16 protein-coding genes, 1 pseudogene and 1 riboswitch are annotated in these 18,137 nt (G+C 37.3%); of the genes and pseudogenes, 2 read left to right on the top strand and 15 right to left on the bottom strand.

What is annotated here, in order from left to right; all coding sequences use genetic code 11:
- Nucleotides 1-157: 157 nt before the first annotated feature.
- The 4 genes and pseudogenes from WMO38_RS03555 to WMO38_RS03540 form a co-directional block, all read right to left on the bottom strand.
- A complete protein-coding gene (locus WMO38_RS03555; protein ID WP_186835788.1) occupies nucleotides 158-874 on the bottom strand; it encodes a polysaccharide biosynthesis tyrosine autokinase in 717 nt (238 codons plus the stop codon).
- Nucleotides 875-898: 24 nt separating this feature from the next.
- Nucleotides 899-1,885: a YveK family protein gene (locus WMO38_RS03550; protein WP_349161482.1), complete on the bottom strand. Its 987-nt coding sequence runs from the start codon at nucleotides 1,883-1,885 to the stop codon at nucleotides 899-901.
- Between the two features lie 57 nt (nucleotides 1,886-1,942).
- The gene (locus WMO38_RS03545; protein ID WP_349161481.1) at nucleotides 1,943-2,689 is read right to left on the bottom strand and encodes a CpsB/CapC family capsule biosynthesis tyrosine phosphatase; all 747 of its coding nucleotides are present in this window, start codon (nucleotides 2,687-2,689) and stop codon (nucleotides 1,943-1,945) included.
- 294 nt (nucleotides 2,690-2,983) lie between these two features.
- Nucleotides 2,984-3,133 (bottom strand): annotated as a pseudogene (locus WMO38_RS03540) (MATE family efflux transporter); the annotation flags it as partial.
- A 270-nt stretch (nucleotides 3,134-3,403) separates the two neighbouring features.
- Here WMO38_RS03540 and WMO38_RS03535 point away from each other — a divergent pair.
- Nucleotides 3,404-4,591, top strand: a complete 1,188-nt coding sequence (locus WMO38_RS03535) for an iron-containing alcohol dehydrogenase (protein WP_349161480.1) — start codon at nucleotides 3,404-3,406, stop codon at nucleotides 4,589-4,591.
- 254 nt (nucleotides 4,592-4,845) lie between these two features.
- On the opposite strand, the gene WMO38_RS03530 is transcribed toward WMO38_RS03535, so the two are convergent.
- From WMO38_RS03530 to WMO38_RS03485, 10 genes are all read right to left on the bottom strand, one after another.
- Nucleotides 4,846-5,019, bottom strand: a complete 174-nt coding sequence (locus tag WMO38_RS03530; protein ID WP_349161479.1) for a hypothetical protein — start codon at nucleotides 5,017-5,019, stop codon at nucleotides 4,846-4,848.
- Between the two features lie 305 nt (nucleotides 5,020-5,324).
- A complete protein-coding gene (locus tag WMO38_RS03525) occupies nucleotides 5,325-6,104 on the bottom strand; it encodes a protein-ADP-ribose hydrolase (RefSeq protein ID WP_349161478.1) in 780 nt (259 codons plus the stop codon).
- A gap of 60 nt (nucleotides 6,105-6,164) precedes the next feature.
- Nucleotides 6,165-7,511: an ATP-binding protein gene (locus WMO38_RS03520; protein WP_349161477.1), complete on the bottom strand. Its 1,347-nt coding sequence runs from the start codon at nucleotides 7,509-7,511 to the stop codon at nucleotides 6,165-6,167.
- Between the two features lie 183 nt (nucleotides 7,512-7,694).
- Nucleotides 7,695-8,009, bottom strand: a complete 315-nt coding sequence (locus tag WMO38_RS03515) for a PAS domain-containing protein (RefSeq protein WP_349161476.1) — start codon at nucleotides 8,007-8,009, stop codon at nucleotides 7,695-7,697.
- A gap of 54 nt (nucleotides 8,010-8,063) precedes the next feature.
- Nucleotides 8,064-8,633, bottom strand: coding sequence for a YecA family protein (locus WMO38_RS03510; protein WP_349161474.1), 570 nt, complete (start codon nucleotides 8,631-8,633; stop codon nucleotides 8,064-8,066).
- Between the two features lie 128 nt (nucleotides 8,634-8,761).
- On the bottom strand, nucleotides 8,762-9,193 hold the full coding sequence (locus tag WMO38_RS03505) for an Rrf2 family transcriptional regulator (RefSeq protein ID WP_349161473.1): 432 nt from the start codon (nucleotides 9,191-9,193) through the stop codon (nucleotides 8,762-8,764).
- A gap of 134 nt (nucleotides 9,194-9,327) precedes the next feature.
- A complete protein-coding gene (gene thiC, locus WMO38_RS03500; protein ID WP_349161471.1) occupies nucleotides 9,328-10,635 on the bottom strand; it encodes a phosphomethylpyrimidine synthase ThiC in 1,308 nt (435 codons plus the stop codon).
- Between the two features lie 106 nt (nucleotides 10,636-10,741).
- Nucleotides 10,742-10,847: riboswitch (TPP riboswitch) on the bottom strand.
- A gap of 33 nt (nucleotides 10,848-10,880) precedes the next feature.
- Nucleotides 10,881-12,599: a methyl-accepting chemotaxis protein gene (locus WMO38_RS03495; RefSeq protein ID WP_349161470.1), complete on the bottom strand. Its 1,719-nt coding sequence runs from the start codon at nucleotides 12,597-12,599 to the stop codon at nucleotides 10,881-10,883.
- An 89-nt stretch (nucleotides 12,600-12,688) separates the two neighbouring features.
- Nucleotides 12,689-14,851, bottom strand: coding sequence for an anaerobic ribonucleoside-triphosphate reductase (gene nrdD, locus WMO38_RS03490; RefSeq protein WP_021866928.1), 2,163 nt, complete (start codon nucleotides 14,849-14,851; stop codon nucleotides 12,689-12,691).
- A 150-nt stretch (nucleotides 14,852-15,001) separates the two neighbouring features.
- The gene (locus WMO38_RS03485) at nucleotides 15,002-16,855 is read right to left on the bottom strand and encodes a GGDEF domain-containing protein (protein ID WP_349161469.1); all 1,854 of its coding nucleotides are present in this window, start codon (nucleotides 16,853-16,855) and stop codon (nucleotides 15,002-15,004) included.
- A gap of 324 nt (nucleotides 16,856-17,179) precedes the next feature.
- Between WMO38_RS03485 and WMO38_RS03480 the strand changes: the two genes are divergently transcribed.
- A complete protein-coding gene (locus tag WMO38_RS03480; RefSeq protein WP_021866926.1) occupies nucleotides 17,180-17,341 on the top strand; it encodes a hypothetical protein in 162 nt (53 codons plus the stop codon).
- Between the two features lie 84 nt (nucleotides 17,342-17,425).
- Here WMO38_RS03480 and WMO38_RS03475 read toward each other — a convergent pair whose 3' ends face one another.
- Nucleotides 17,426-18,115, bottom strand: coding sequence for a potassium channel family protein (locus WMO38_RS03475; protein WP_349161507.1), 690 nt, complete (start codon nucleotides 18,113-18,115; stop codon nucleotides 17,426-17,428).
- Between the last annotated feature and the right edge of the window lie 22 nt (nucleotides 18,116-18,137).

Raw genomic sequence — 18,137 nt, 5'->3', positions numbered from 1 at the left:
TCGTTATCCCTCATACTTTCCGTTGGAGCAATACTGCATTTTGTATTTTTTCCCCCCCCCACCTTATTTTTCGTAAATATTATAACATTATCTTTGGTAGACTTATTTTTCTATATGTGATGAACATATAACCCTTACGGATTATATGTTCATCAGATTAATTGTCTTCATTGCTGTAATTGCCATAGTATTTCCCGTAATATTTACCATAATACTTGCCATAGTATTTGCCATAATAGCTGTTGCTTGAAAAATTAACTTTGTTAAGTACACAGCCTAGTATTTTGCAGCCTGCAAGTTCAAGCTGTTCTTTTGACTTTCTTGCATATCTGTAACTTATATCGCCACATCCGATTACAAGGATACCTCCGTCACAGAACTTAGATACTACTGCCGCATCAATGACACTTCCGATAGGAGGTGTATCAACGATTACTATATCAAACATCTTTCTTGATGCTTCTATCATATTCTTAAATCTGTCATTGCCGAGAAGTTCACTTGGGTTTGGTGGCACCGGACCTGCAAATATCATGTAGAAATTATCTACATCACTTACACACAGTGCATTCTCAAATGTTGTCTTTCCTGAAAGATAATGTGTAAGTCCATACTTTACTTTACCTTTCTTACCTCTTGATTTCATAACTGATTTTCTGAGATCGGCATCTATAAGAAGTGTTTTCATTCCATTCTGTGCAAATGACTGTGCAAGTTCAAATGAAACTGTACTCTTACCTTCATTAGGTGTTGTACTGGTAAGAAATATTACCTTTGTATCCTCACCGGAAAATTCTATGTTAGTTCTTAATGTCTTAAATGCTTCTTTGCTTCTATAATCAAGTATTGTCTGCTTTATTGTAAATTCCTGCATTGTTTAATCCCTTTCAACTTTTGCTCAATCATCAATAAGTTCTATTCCATCATCAAGATATTTCTTTGCTGCTTCAGATGTCTTAACTTTTCTTGATGTTGAAGAATTGTTAAGTTCAACTTTCTGCTTTATCTGATTCTTTGAATTAGAAGCATTTACTCTCTGGTTATTTGGCTTTGCTGCCGGTGATGATGCCTGTCCTGATGTACGTCTGCCTGAAGGTGCTTTTACAGTTTCTTTGTTAACACCGCTTTCTTCCTCAGTTCTGGCACTTCTTCTCTCGCTGCCTCTTCTGTCACCTTTCTTAGAAAGTTCTTCTCCTGTATTAAGAGGTATCAGGGCAAGTGTGCTAAGTCCAAGATATTTTTCAATATCTTCTGATGACTTAATTGTATCATCAAGAAGATAGCATATAACAATAATTATCGCACTAAGCACGATACCGATTGCTGCCGCAAGCACTGTGTACTTTGTAATAGATGGTGCGGCAGGTGATAATGGAAGATTAGCCTCATCAACAACATTGACAGCTTCTATATCCATAACTGACTTAATGTGGCTTGCAGATACTGTTCTTATAGCATTAGCGATTGTCTGTGCTGCCTGTGGACTTTCATCACGCACTGTTATAGAAATAATACGCGTATCTGTTGTATTGGCAACTGTAACACGGCTAAGAAGTGTTCCATATGATTCATTAAGTCCGCACTGCTTTATAACTGTCTCTAATACATAACGGCTCTTTACGAGTTCTGTGTAGTCCTTTGTAAGCTGTGAAGCAAGCTGTGTATCACTTAATGTAAGATTATTATTATTCTGCCTGTTAAGTATGTAAATCTTTGTTGTCGAATCATACTTTGGTGTAATGATAAAACTGCTTACGATAAATCCTATAATGCCGCATGCAATGCCACATAAAAGGATGAGCCAGAGTCTGTGAAGTAACAGACCGAATATTTCTCCTAAGTCAATTTCGATTTCATCAGTATTTTCTTTGTTCTGCTGATTCATTTTCTGTATTTCTCCTCATTTCTTAAATATATAAATAATCGCATTTCAATGTGCTGCTTACTGTATAATTCTGTCCATTGCATTGCCATATAATATGGAGTCAACATATTTCTCATCATATTTTCTGTATAGAATATTGCTGCATTCACGTATATTGGGAACGCGGCTGCCTTCACATCTGTGTGCATCTGTTCCTATATAATCAACGAGCTGCTCTTTTAGCAGGCTGTGAACAAACTTTTTAACATTCTTTCCGCCACCGCCTGTAACACTCGAAGCATTAATCTGTATATCCGCTCCCATATTGCGGATTGTTCTTACATTTTCAATGTTGGAAGCCATGCATTCATATCTCTCAACATGTGCAACTATCGGAACACATCCCGTACTCAGCACATCATCTACCGCATTGCGGATATAACTGAATCTGTCGGTTGGAAGAAATTCTGTAAGAACGTAATCTCCATAATTCATTTTGCAAAAGCTCTTATTTTCGAGGTACTCATCAAATTCATTAAAAAATAAAACTTCATTTCCCTGATAAATAACTATCGGGATGTTATTTTTACTGGCTTCTGCCTGAACCGCATCTATAAGTTCGTCAACTTGTCCGGGTGTCGCATTATTATGTTCAAGCTTGTAGTGAGGTGTTGCAATAACATGTGTTATTCCCTCATCTGCAGCAATACGAAGCATCTTCAATGTCTCCTCCATGCTTCTTGAACCATCATCAATTCCCGGAAGAATATGACAGTGCACATCAACTATGTACTCTGCCTGCTTAGCTTTTCTACTAAATATCATATCTATCCTTCTACCATTGTATTCATACACTTAAAATGTACTTAAAAACACAATACTACAAAACATAATGCACCATCTAGTAGTTTATCATCTGTATTTTTGTTAGTCAACATATTGTATGTTTTTTTGTCGAAACAGAAAACTTCCGAAAATTATATAATTCCCAGAAGTTTTATAATATAATTATTTAATTTATATAAGATTAAATGCTTTGGCTCTTCTTGTTTCCTCAAGCAGCACGCTGATATCAGTATCCATGCAGATGGATTTGCCAGCTATCTCGGCGGGTGCGTATGCCTCGCTCCGCTGTCTCATGTTTCCAACGAAGGCACTATCCACAATATTGTAAACCGCCTGCAAAGCCATGGATAATATCATTGGTATTCCCATCTGAATCATAAGCTTATTAACCGGCATATCCTTCATTTTGTTACTTTCCGCCATAATAATCCTCCTTTTTCTGCATAAAAAAACGGGTAGCAAACTGGATTTACGCTAGTTCGCTACTCGTTCATGGTTTATTATATTTTTCTTTTTTTAAATTGTCAAATGTCAATTTTCCCTTAGCACGATATTATTTCTGTTTTTCTTTATTATCCTTGGTATTAATAATTAAATTTTACATTATTACAGTTTTATCTCATTGAATTCCTTGTATCAAAATGCTAAACTTTTTAATATTCAAATATTTTCAATAAAGGAGACCAGCTAATTATGAATAATTTTATTTATGATACACCAACAAAGGTTTATTTTGGAAAAGATGAAGAATTGAAGATAGGAAAGATTATATCTGAATATCACCCATCAAAGGTTTTGATACATTTTGGCGGAGCTTCTGCAAGAAAGAGCGGATTGCTTGAACGTGTTGAGAATTGCCTGAAAGAAGAAAATATCAGCTTCGTAGAGCTTGGCGGCGTGGTCGCCAACCCTGAATTGTCTCTGGTAAGAGAGGGTATCGCCCTTGGTAAAAGGGAGGGCGTTGATTTTGTACTGGCAGTCGGTGGCGGTTCCGTACTGGACTCATCGAAAGCCATTGCTAATGGTCTTGCTAATCCAGATGTAGATGTGTGGGATTTCTCTCTCGGAAAAGCTGCTCCTGCAAGGACACTTCCAAAAGGTGCCATCCTCACTCTGGCTGCTGCCGGTTCTGAGATGAGTTCCTCATGTGTTATTACCAATGCAGCAACTGGTGAAAAACGAGGCTACAACAGCAGCTTCAACCGTATGAATTTTGCCATTGAGAATCCTGTTCTTACATACACAGTAAATCCTTACCAGACTGCCTGTGGTGCCGTAGATATTGCAATGCACACTATCGAGCGCTATTTCTGCCCTGGCGAAGACACTTACCTCACAGACTCAATCGCTGAGGCTGTAATTAAAAGCACAAGAAAAGCTGCTTTTGACTGCATGAAGAATCCCGATGATTACACTGCCAGAGCTAATATGATGTGGGCATCATCCCTGGCTCATAATGGTCTTACCCAGTGTGGCAGAGAATTCCAATTAGTTGTCCACCAGTTTGAACATGAATTATCCGGTATGTATCCAAAGATTGCACATGGTGCCGGTCTTGCCGCCCTATGGTGCAGCTGGGCAAGATATGTCTATAAAGCCAACATCAGCCGCTGGCTGCAGTATTCTGCAAATGTATGGAATCTCGATATTGATTACGAACACCCTGAAAAGACCATTGAAGAAGCAATTAATCTTCAGGAACAGTATTATGTTTCACTAGGCATGCCAATCGGTCTTAAAGCCCTCGGCGTTGAAGAAGCATCACTTACAAAACTGGCTCTTAACTGCTCACGAAACAAAACCCGTACTCTTACAGGCTATAAGCCTTTAGCTTATGATGACATCCTTGCAATATATCAGATGGCTTACGAGCGTGGATAATGTATGAAGCAACACCCAATCAATCAGAAAAAGCAGAGGCACCCATACAAACATTTTACCCGGATGAAACCGCTTTGGTCGCATCCGGGTAAATTTATCACCTTGTAAATTTACTATCTTATAAATTCTTCACCTGAAAATCCGTCTTGCAAAATTATACAATCCTTGCTGTCAGACAGCAGCCTCATGGTCTCCCGGCATTTCGTAGTACATGTACTAGACATTATATTTGTCAAATAGCTGCTTGAATTCCCTTACTCCATCAATGTATGGGTCTTCTGTGCCAACCTGATATAACAGCAGTTTACAAATGACAATCCTTCCTCTGAATCGTATTTAGCCGATGTTAATACTGTCGGGCTCACCACTATCATGTCTGGTGTGTTGTAGTCATAATGTGCATTCTGTACAATATACTTAGCACCCATGCCTCCCCTCAATCTCACCTGTATACCCGTCAGGCACAGCATAATTCGTATCTGCATATGCATCATATTCTTTGGTATCAGCGTCTGGATTCACCTGCTGGCTTGACTGCTCATACTTGTATCCGCTTGTTGTATTTTCTTCAGAATCTGCTTTTTATACAAAAGCATTCAAAATATACCTATAAATTATTATAAATTCATCATTTTATAGGTAATCGCCAGCTACAGACGCTATTTTCATAATGAAGTAATGTTCTGTACGCCCACAATACCGTAAAATGTCTCTCTATGACTCTTGCATACCCTTAATCCAATATCTCCCTGTATATTTCCAGGTCTTCATCCTTGAATACATTGAATATTACTTTCATCTGGCTGTCAGTGTCTTCATAATATTTCTTTACTGTCTGGGTTGCAATTCTGGCAGCCTCCTGCTGTGGAAAACGGAATACTCCTGTTGATAAGCAGCAGAACGCTATAGAAGTCACGCCAGTTTGGTCAGCCAGTTTAAGGCATTCCTTGTAACAGCTTGCCAGCAATTCTTCATCTTCTCTGGTAACTTCCCACTGTATTATTGGGCCTACTGTGTGAAGTATGTATTTTGCTGGCAGGTTATATGCTGATGTAATCTTGGCCTTGCCTGTCTCTTCTTCATGTCCCTGCTTCTGCATAATTTCATACATTTTAAGACGGAGCTCAACTCCGGCATAAGTGTGAATAAAGTTGTCAATACATGCATGCATCGGGGCAAAACAGCCGAGCATCTGGGAATTACAGGCATTTACTATGGCATCACATTTTAATGTGGTGATATCTCCCTGCCAGATGTACATTCTTTCATCCGATGAAACCGGCTTTAAATCTGCAATATCTGTAATGCCGCGTTCTGCATTTCTTTCCTTAAGATATTCATCCTGAACCTTAAGAAATTCCTCACTTGCCGGTTTTGGCATCCTGACATTCATAAGTGAACGAAGGAGATTCTCCTGCCCCTCTTTGTCAGACGGCATTTTCTGCCTGAATATTTTTCTTTCTTCTTTTAACAGGTATTCAATCAAATATTCTCTTCTCTCACTCTGTGTCATATAAGTCTCCTGAACTTTTATTTATTGTTGTAATATTCATTGTTACACCACCTGTACCTCCTATAACCCGTCTGTATCCAGTTCAACTATCATCTTTCCAATCTTTTTTTCTTTTAAAAGATAGCACATATAAATTGGAAGATATGTTATATTACCATCTGTTTCGACATTTTCGACTGAAAACACATATGCTTTATTAAGGTGATAATCCGTTATATTCATAAAATTATCCAGTGCTTTATGTGACTTATATGCTTTCCCTGATTTAACCTCTATAGGAATTACTTTACCACTCATTTCTATTGCAAAATCCATCTCTCCGATATTCTTCTTTTTGCAGAAATACGGTTCGAAACCATTAGCTGTCAGTTGCTGGGCAACTGCATTTTCAAAATGTGCACCATTATTTACTTCTGCATTCTTATTGATTAGTTCTATCTTGGTTTCTGCTGGATATGCACTGGTAAGAAGTCCAATATCACTTGAAAAAAGCCTGAATACATTACTGCTTTTACTTGTCATATGCGGAATAACAGGTGCATCAACATTATAAACCGGCAAAACTACTCCTGCGTCTTTCAGCCACAAAAAACTGTTTTCATACCTGTCAAATTTCAATTCCTTATCTAACATGGTGAAAATGAATCTTTTATTCTGCTTATTTAATTCAGCTGGGATAATATCGTATATAGATTTCAGTTTTAGCTTTTTATCTTCCTGCTCATATTGTGAAAAATCTTCTTTATAAAGCGTTGTTATATCCCGTTGTATCTTATCCACCTCGCGAATATCCTTTGTTGCAATGTAAGTTTTTACAGCATCTGGCATTCCACCGACTATAAGATATACGAAGAACATTGATAAAAGCTTCTGATGTATAAATTCATCCACCGGACTGTTTGTTTCATATTTTTCTTTTAGCATATCAAGAGTAGCGGCAGATACATTATTTGCTACCATAAATTCCTCAAAATCCATTGGATACATTCTTAAAATTGTTAAATATCCTACAGGTGCTGAAGCTATTCCTTTAAGTTCTATTCCCAACAATGAGCCGCTCATTGCATACTTAAAACTCCCCTCATCTACAAGGAATTTTATTTTAGTTACTATTTCAGGACATTTCTGAATTTCATCAAAAAAAACAACTGTCTTATGTGGCTTACAGTTTTCTGGCATAATAAGTTTTAATTTTAGCAGAAAATCCTCTGCACTCATCTCTGCATTCAAATACTCAATCATATCTGGCTGGTCAATAAAATTCACTTCGAACTTAATGTAGCCACTCTTTTTAATTTCTTCTCTTATAAGCCAGGTTTTACCTATCTGTCTTGCACCAGTGACTAATAATGCCTTGTTAGAATTATTAATCCAATCTGCTATAAATGCTGCATCTCTTCTATACATAATACATACCTCCTAATATACAATACACTATCTGCCCCGTTTTTTCAATTGTATATTGGATATTTTGCCCCGTTTTTCTGCAATTATATTTGGATATTTTGCCCCGTTTTTTGCAATTGTATTTTGATATTCTGCACCGCTTTTAAAGTTTCTAGATTAGTTATCAATGCATAGATTACTCTTTCATATATCCGCTATAACAGCTTCCCGTTTATCCACACTAATGATATTACGGAAACTTCTTTTTGTATATTCAAGCAGTTCATCCATGTTCTTACAGCCTGCAAATCTGATAAATTTGCGGTTTGCAAAAAGAATTTCATCATCATTCTTATCTGCTTTGTAAATGATAAATGCTCCTGGAAGATTTTCAGAAATATCTTTTTTTGTGAATTCCTCAAGTTTTTCCTTAACATCTGCACATATGCAGTCTGGCAGGAAAATACAGAATTCATCAAAACCATTTCGTCCTAAAACTACATTTTTATCAAATTTCATTCGCTCCAAACTGCTGTAACTATACAGGCGTACTCAAGAATAAAGTCCAATTTACTATTTACCACAGCATTTTTTATACTTTTTCCCAAAACCACATGGACAAGGATCATTTCTCCCGATTTTAGGTTCTTTGCATACATACGGCTGAATTATCTCTTCAGGATATGACCAGCCCCAGTCCACATTATCTTGAACAGCTGGCGTTCTATAGATGTTTTCCAGTTTTTCTGCCTCTTTTTTAGCATGTGCAGAACTCCGTTTTAATTCAGCGATTAATCTGTCAGCTATATCTTCCTCTCCGTTCTTCATGTACATTTCAGCTAATATATAGATAAATTCTTCTGAACATATACCATGTTCTTTCTTATAATCGTATAATTTCTGTAATGCTTTTCCCGTTTCCTCAGCATACTGTTCCCTGCTTCTGCCCTTTAGCATAGGCAGCTTAAGTCCCTGAATTAAGCCCCATATATCACACCAGATTTCTGTTTCTGCCTCCAGATTATGTGGCATTACACCCTCTTCATAAAATGAATTCATAATCGTATTAATTGCATATCTATTGGAAACACATTCTATGATAAAATAAAGCCAGTCCTGCACTTCTTCTTCCGTCCAGTGCATAAATACACCATAGATGAAAATAGTATATCTACCCAGTCACTGCAATTAAATAGTTACATCAAAATTTTTACAAAAAATTTTCATTCAAAAAGGACAGCCTCTCACTGACTGCCCTTAACATGATTATTTTATTTTTCTATACACATAGTGACATCATTCTTTATATCTGCCAGCGTCATCTGTGCAAGCTTATCTTCCATTGCCTTCTGAACCTGTAACAGCCTGTCATCAAGCACACGGTGAATATTCTTTCCTACAGGACATTGCTGGTTAGGATTCTCATGAAAATGAAACAGCTGCTCATCTGGTGCACATTCCACAGCCTTATATATATCCAGAAATGTTATCTCGTCAAGCGGTCTTGTTATTGTTACACCACCTGTACCTCTTGAGACTTCAATAATCCCCGCAGCTTTTAACTGCTGCAGCAGCTTTCTTATGATAACAGGATTCGTTCCTATACTTGCCGCCATGAAATCACTTGTCATCTTCTGGTCTGAAAATGCATCTATACATGCAAACATATGAATTGCCATTGTAAATCTGCTTGAAATCTGCATTATCTTATACCTCCATAATTCTTTCTACAGCAGCATGATAGCAAACAAATGTTGTAATTACAACGGTTACAGTCGTTCATAGGAAAAGTCCACTATAGCAGGAATTCTCTAAAAAATATTTATTTTCTCATTTATCATTCATCAAAGATGCTTACGATTTCGCCATCAAGGATTCTGTTCATATTCTTAACTGCACAGAAGTTACCACACATTGAACATGTGTCTTCCTTTTCCGGCTTCGCTGATTCTCTGTATCTTCTTGCCTTCTCAGGGTCAATAGCAACGTCAAACATCGCCTCCCAGTCAAGCTTCTTTCTTGCAAGGCTCATCTTGTAATCCCATTCATCCGCACCTGGAACACCCTTTGCTATATCAGCCGCATGTGCAGCAATTCTTGAAGCAATAATTCCTTCCTTAACATCTTCAAGGTCCGGAAGACGAAGATGTTCTGCAGGTGTTACATAGCAGAGGAATGAAGCACCATAAGTTGCAGCAATTGCACCACCGATTGCTGCTGTTATATGATCATATCCCGGAGCTACATCTGTAACGAGAGGTCCCAATACATAGAAAGGAGCTCCCTTGCAGATTGTCTGCTGGATTTCCATATTTGCCTTAATCTGGTTAAGCGGCATATGTCCCGGACCTTCGACCATTACCTGTACATCTTTTTCCCATGCTCTCTTTGTGAGTTCACCAAGTGTTACAAGTTCCTCAATCTGTGATATGTCAGAAGCATCTGCTATACATCCCGGACGGCACGCATCACCTAAGCTCATTGTGACATCATACTTTCTGCAGATATCAAGAATCCAGTCATAATGTTCATAGAACGGATTTTCATTTCCTGTCATTTCCATCCATGCAAATATTATAGAACCGCCTCTTGAAACAATATTTGTAAGACGTTTTGCATCCTTAAATCTTTTTGCTGTAGCCTTATTGATTCCGCAGTGGATTGTCATAAAGTCCACGCCATCTTTTGCATGCATCTCAACGATGTCAAGCCATTCCTGTGTTGTAATATCCTTTAATGCTTTGTGATAATATACAACAGCATCATAGATAGGAACTGTTCCTATTATTGCAGGACATTCAGATGTAAGCTTTCTTCTAAACTTCTGTGTGTCGCCAAATGAGCTGAGATCCATAATTGCTTCCGCTCCCATAGCAACTGCATTATTAACTTTTTCAAGCTCCATATTCAAATCAACGCAATCTCTTGATGTTCCAAGATTTACATTGATTTTTGTACGGAGCTTTGAACCTATACCGTTAGGGCTTAAGCACTTATGATTCTTGTTTGCAGGAATTATAACCTGACCTTTAGCCATAAGTGACATAAGCTCCTTAACGTCAATATTTTCTTTTTCGGCAACTACTTTCATTTCTTCTGTTACAATGCCCTGACGTGCTGCGTCCATCTGTGTTGTGTAACTCATACTTTAATCTCCTTTATTGTTAAATTTGAGATACTCATAATACCGCAACGCAGTAAACAAAAACATTGCAGGAAATGTACTAAATAATCGCAAAAATCATTTATACAAATCCATATGATAAGTTTCCTACGACGGCATTATCCGTATCAGGTTTTCGGGTCGGAATCATGTTCCCTCTCAGCTGTCGAACTTTAGCTCCCCGTTTTATTTTTTGTTTTATATGGAAATCTTTAAAGATTACCTAACTAAAAATTCTTGAATACATCTGTCTGTGCTTTTAATTCACCGACTGTATTCCTGCTTTCTGACATCTCTTTATCTATGCTGTTCATCTGCTCAACAAGCTGAGATGTACTTACTGCTGACGACGTTACAGCATTAGCACTCTGCTCTACACCGCTTGAAATTCCTTCAATTGACTCAACTGTATTTTTCATAAGTTCTTTAAGTTTTTCTGTCTTTTCTGCGAATTCCTGCATTGTCTCGCTTATGTAACATGCGTCTTCATTATATTGTGCACCTGCTTGTACGAATGAATCGTAATCTGCAAGTATTGTCTCTTCTATGTACTTGATAATTTTATTAGAATTATCAATAAGCTGGTATACAGCACTTGTTACATGCTCATTTATTGCCTGAATGTTATTAGCTGTATCCCTGCTTGAATCAGCAAGCTGTCTTATCTCATCAGCTACAACCGCAAAGCCTTTACCGGCTTCACCGGCTCTTGCAGCCTCGATTGAAGCATTAAGTGCCAAAAGATTAGTCTGGCTTGAAATATTAAGGATTTCGCCTGTAAGTTCATTTACCCGCTCAACACTCTTGCTGTCTTCAATTGCTTTTTTAAGTGTTCCTACAATATTACCAATCATCTCATCAGTTGTACGTTTATTTTCATCAGCTGACTTTGCAAGCGAATCCGCACGTTCACGCATATCCTGTGAATAATTGTTAATCTGTTCCGTCTTATCAGCTATATCAACAACATTTTTTCCAACTGACTCTGTATTATCGTTCACTGTCTGTATTGTTGCCGCAATTTCCTGCATTGTTGCAGAAAGCTCTTCCATAGCAGATGATACATCCTGTGCATTATCATTAGATACTGTAACATTCTCACCTACAGAATTAATCATATTATCAAGATTCTTAGAACCTTCTACAATCTTTCCGATTGTATTCTGGAGTATATCAAGGAACTGGTTGATTCCCTGTGCAAGCTGTCCAATTTCATCTGATGACTTAACATTAACTCTCTTAGTAAGATCGCCATTATTGTCATTGATAAGTGTGCTTATTTCTTTAAGCTCTTTATTAGTTTTTACTATTGGATTTACAACTTTTCTTGTACTTACCAAGAATGCCACAATGAGTGCACCAATTGCAACTACAAGACAGACACCGCCCGTAGTCTTTGCAAATGCCGATAACGCATGCATCTGTCTCATTGCATGATCCGCTGCCTCAACTTCACTATTGGTCATATTATCAAGTGCTGATTCAAGACTGTTACATACATCAACAAGATTATTATTGGCCAACTTGGATGCATTGACTGTCTGATTAGTATCTACATATTTCTCAAGTACCGCAAACTGTGTAAGAAACTGGGAATAATAATTCTTATATGATGAATATGCAGTCTCTTCATTTTCATCAAGCGTCTGCTCATAATCTTTCATATATCCGTCTATCTCTGACTTTAAACTTTCTATATTATCTTTAACACTCTTTTTTGCTGCATCTCCTTCAGCAACTATGTAGCTGTATGCTGATCTTGTAAGCTTCTGTGTACTCTCTGACAGATAACCTACATTTTCAATGGTTACAAGATAATTATTTGCTATATCATCGCCTTTTTTACTGATGCTGTCTGCATTCATAATACTAAGAATACTTGTTGCAACAGCTATAACCGCAAGCAGAAGAACCGGTATCATAATTTTATTTTTTACTGAATTCATAATCTATGTCCCTTTCTTTCACATTTTTAGTTAATAATATAACAATTTATTTTTTTTCACAACTAAAAAATTGCTTTCTGGTACTTATTTTACAGATGAAGTACTCTTTCTTTGATTTCCTGGGTACGCCCCTGATTCCAGAACTGTGTTCCGATATAGCCGCATGTTCTTCTTGCAACATTCATCTTGTCCTGATCACGGTTGCCACAGTTAGGGCATTCCCATACAAGTTTTCCGTCATCATCTGTTATAATCTGTATCTGTCCGTTATAACCGCATACCTGGCAATAGTCGCTCTTTGTATTAAGTTCAGCATACATGATATTGTCATAAATGTATTGCATGACAGAAATTACAGCAGGAATGTTATTTTCCATATCCGGTACTTCAACATAACTTATGGCACCGCCTGGTGAAAGTTCCTGGAACTGGCTTTCAAATTTCAATTTATCAAACGCACTGATATTTTCTGTTACATGAACATGATAGCTGTTAGTGATATAATTCTTGTCGGTAACACCCGGAATCTTACCAAATCTCTTCTGAAGAGCCTTGGCAAATTTATATGTTGTTGATTCAAGTGGTGTTCCATAAAGGCTGAAATCAATATTGGTCTCTTCAGCCCACTTTTTGCATGTATCTGTCAGATAATGCATAACTTCAAGTGCGAATTCTGTTCCTCCCGGTTGTGTATGCGAAACACCTTTCATGTATCTTGTACATTCACAAAGTCCTGCATATCCGAGTGAAATTGTTGAATATCCACCATAAAGAAGTTTATCAATTGTCTCGCCTTTTTTAAGACGTGCAAGTGCACCATTCTGCCAAAGAATCGGTGCAACATCTGACGGAGTACCCTTTAAGCGGTAATGTCTGCACATAAGGGCACGTTTACACAAATCAAGTCTCTCATCAAGAATTTTCCAGAATTTATCCACATCTTTTCCTGACGAACATGCAACATCAACAAGATTCAATGTTACAACACCCTGATTGAATCTTCCGTAGAATTTAGGCTTATCATTCTCATCTTTGTATACAGTAAGGAATGAACGGCAGCCCATGCATGGATAACAGTTACCATCTTTTAACTTCTTCATAATTTTCTCTGAAATATAGTCAGGAACCATACGTTTTGCAGTACACTGTGCTGCGAGTTTTGTAAGCTCCCAATATTTTGAACCTTCTCTTATATTGTCTTCCTCAAGAACATATATAAGCTTCGGGAATGCCGGTGTTATCCATACACCTTTTTCATTTTTAACGCCCTGGATACGCTGTTTTAACACTTCTTCCGTGACGAGTGCAAGGTCATCTCTTGTTCTTCCTTCCGGCACTTCATCAAGATACATAAATACAGTTACAAATGGAGCCTGTCCGTTTGTTGTCATAAGTGTTATGACCTGATACTGAATCATCTGGACACCATTTTTAATCTCATCACGCACACGCATTTCTGCAACTTCACGTACTTTTTCTTCTGTATAATCGATTCCTGCCTTTTCAAATTCTTCACGCACTTTTCTGATAAACTTTTCACGGCTTATCTGTACAAATGGTGCAAGATGTGCAAGGCTTATGCTCTGTCCGCCATACTGTGAACTTGCAATCTGGGCAATTGCCTGTGTGGCAATATTACATGCAGTAGAAAAACTATGTGGCTTTTCAAGCATTGTCTCGCTGATTACTGTTCCATTCTGAAGCATATCTTCAAGGTTGACAAGACAGCAGTTGTGCATATGCTGTGCAAAATAATCTGCATCATGGAAATGAATAAGTCCCTGCTCATGTGCATCTACTATATCCTGTGGAAGAAGAAGTCTCTTTGTTATATCCTTGCTGACTTCACCTGCCATATAATCACGCTGGACACTGTTGACTGTAGGATTCTTGTTTGAATTTTCCTGTTTTACTTCTTCATTATTGCACTCAAGAAGACTTAAAATCTGCTCATCTGTTGAATTAGACTTTCTTACAAGTGCTCTCTTATAGCGGTATGTTATATACTTTCTCGCTACTGCAAATGCACGAAGGTTCATTATCTGATTCTCAACCAGATCCTGAATCTCTTCAACACTCAATGAGCGGTTCATCTCCTGACATATGTCTTCAACATTTTTGCTTATCATCTCAATCTGTTCATCTGATAATCTTTCGCTGTGTACCACTTCATTATTGGCTTTTGAGACTGCCGCCATTATCTTATCAATATCAAATGTAACTTCTGTTCCGCTTCTTTTAATAATTTTCATACTTTCCCCATTCCTTACTATCAAGCTAAATCTTATACTATCTAAAATTTTGCCGCAATAATTGTAATTGCGGCAAAATGACCTTGTTCAATCTTATCTCGTGAACAAGGTCAATTATACAATATATAGGGTATACAGTCAACAATACTATCAATATATAGCACAGTCATCTGTCACAATATCATTTAATGCCATAGAGCTTAATACAGCTGCAAATATTCTCGCACAGTCAATCTCATAATTAGCCCACTGGGAAGCCTCCCTGCATTTATTAAATGTAACAAGCCCCTTTATATTTCTCTTATCTCCGATATAACACTGTATCGTGGATGCAATTCTTTCTGCCTTCATGCGTCCGCAAAAATCAGGTGTTATATCTGAAAATGTATCAGCAAAACCTATCTGCAGGAATCTTTCATTCTCGCCCATAAGTTCCTGAAATTCTTCTGAAAATACATACATTGCATCTTGTGCTTCCGGAATATCCGAACCAAATGAATATACCTTTTTCATTCCTTCACCATAGTAAATATTAATATTATCTATTCCGAATGTATCTTTCATATGTCTCATGGCATCAAGGACTGCTTTACGGCTGTCAGTCACTGCACTTTCCATAAACGAAGCGATATTTTTTAATTCTCTTATCTCTCTTGGATTATTCATTGCATTAAGCTGGCTCTTGTTAAGCATAGCCTCATATGACGCTCTGTGCATCTCATCCCTAAAAAATACATATCTGTCTCTACCCTTTTCTTTTGCTATATAAAGACAGCAGTCAGCTTTTTTGAATAAACTTTCATAGTCTCTACCGTTGACAGGGAATATAGACGCACCGATGGAACATGTAATGGAAAGATTCTCAAAATCTTCTGCAAATTCCCACTTAATCTGCGTTCTTATTGCTCTGAGCATTCCGCGGAGCACCTGGTCATCATCAAGTCCATTAAATACAATCATAAATTCATCGCCGCCGATTCTGCCTATCACACCATCCTCGCCGACAATCTCCTTTAATCTTCCGCCAACTCTTGCAAGCACTTTATCACCATAAAGATGTCCAAATGTATCATTGACCGATTTAAAGTTGTCAACATCAAGAATTGCTATTACAATCCTCTTCTCTTTTTCTTCAGCTATCCTCTTCTTTGCATACTCTGTGATTGTCTTTTTATTATATACACCTGTAAGTGAATCGTACTGGAGTTCGTTCATTATCTCCATAGCAGTGCTGGCATGTCCGACCGACTCATCTGATACAACTCTTCCGACTATAATTTTATTGCCGCTGCTCTCATTATGTACAGTTCCAATGAATCTGACAGCTTCAAATATATCACTCTGCGTTCTTATTGCACAATTCATCTTTATCGAAAAACTGTCAGCATATGTTTTCATATTAAGCACAAGTGTATCGAGCATAGCTTTCTCATCATATTTTACATAACTCTTTGAAAGCATTTCTCTCTTCCACTGGTCTATATCCATATCATAAAGAATAATCCTGTTAAATCTGTCATACTTGAACATCTTAAACATATTAGTCTCTTTGTCATATATAAATGCAAATTCATCAGTGAGACTCATAAGAAGCCTTACTCTTGAAAGGCTGTCCATTGCGGTTTCATAATCACCAACAGATTCATCTATATCAATTATCTCAACACCTATATTGCGTCTGTTCTCAATCATACCTTTTTCTGTATGGATTCTCATAATATTGTAACGCCACTCATTATTTTTCTTTTTCAGGCGGAAAACTTCTTCACCCCCCGTAAAAGACTTATCTTCAACAAACTTCTTAAATGATTCAACATCATCCGGATGAATATAATCCGTAATCTTAAAGCTTCTCAGTGCTTCACTCCCAAGATAACTTGTAAATCTTTTGTTAGAGACAAAAATATTATATTTATCATCAAATGATGCCAGTCTCCTTTCAAGCCTGCTGCCCTCATGATTTTCGACACTAATGTCAAAATCTCCACTTTGATTATCAGCCATGACAATATTCCCTTCCTGATTGTAAAATTTCGACGGTGTGCTGCCGTCATCCCGCACAATTACAGTTTTTATTATATGATTTTAGTCCTGTCTTTGCAAGTTTATTTATACAATTTAAACAAATTCTACAAAATATGACATAATTTTTTGGGTATATTCACACATTAATATATTAACTTTTGCAATCTGGAGCTTTGGTACCAATACACTATATTGTATTTGTTTTTTAACTGCCTTATGTTATAATACAACATGTTGTTGGTCTTACACTATTTATGATTTGACCAGAGCGTGAATTTATCATTATTATGAGGAGGTTTTTACATGGAACGCGTGAAAATGAGCAAAGTAGAGGTATCACACGGAAACACGGCAAAGAAGTTTCCAGTATACGAAATTTATCTTGATGGGGTTATTGTTACAAAGGTATCTGATGAATCAGATGCAATGGAGATGGTTTCACGCTGGCAGGAAATTTACAAATAAAGCAAAGCAGGTATTTAAGTCTTATGGAATTGTTTCCCGGCAAACTTAAATACCTGCTTATTTTTTTCTTGATTAACATTAAAATCATTCTTTTTCCGGAATTTCTTTAAGAAGCTTCGCAACATCTTCTTTGCTTCCTATTATCTTTACATGGTCTGCTTCCTGTAAGGCATAGTCAACCTTAGGCATGACCATGACATTGCCGTCACTCTGTATAATCGCAATAACATTTACATTATATACAGCACGCACATCTATCTCTTTGAGGCTTTTTCCAACCCATGACGGAACTATGGGAATTTCATATATTGAATACTCATCTGAAATCGATATGTAGTCATATACATTATGTGCCGTACAACGCTCCGCAAGATTAACAGCAACATCCCTGTCAGGATAGATAACCTCATCTGCACCGTTTTTTAATAAAAACTTTGCCTGAATATCGCGACATGCCATGCTTATGACATATTTTGCACCCATCTCCTTTACAAGGCTTGTCACTTCAAGGCTGCTCTGGAAATCCTGTGCAATGCAAACTATAACAAGGTCAAAATTTGCAAGACCTACTGACTTTAAAACATCAGGATTGGTACAATCACCGACTCTCGCTGTCGTAACAAGCGGAAACATGTCTCTTATGCTGTCCTCTTCCTTATCTACAACCATAACTTTATTATCTAACTCTATAAGTCTGTTCACAAGGTGATGCCCAAATCTTCCAACACCTATAACAAGTATTGATTTCACTTTACGCCTCCAAAATAATAATATCTTTTACAAATATATCATAACA

The organism is Lachnospira hominis (ex Hitch et al. 2025), assembly GCF_040096395.1.
In the GTDB taxonomy this organism is placed as follows: Bacteria; Bacillota; Clostridia; order Lachnospirales; family Lachnospiraceae; genus Lachnospira; species Lachnospira hominis.
The sequence above is the reverse complement of the archived record's forward strand: the minus strand, read 5'-3'. Positions and strand labels throughout refer to the sequence as shown.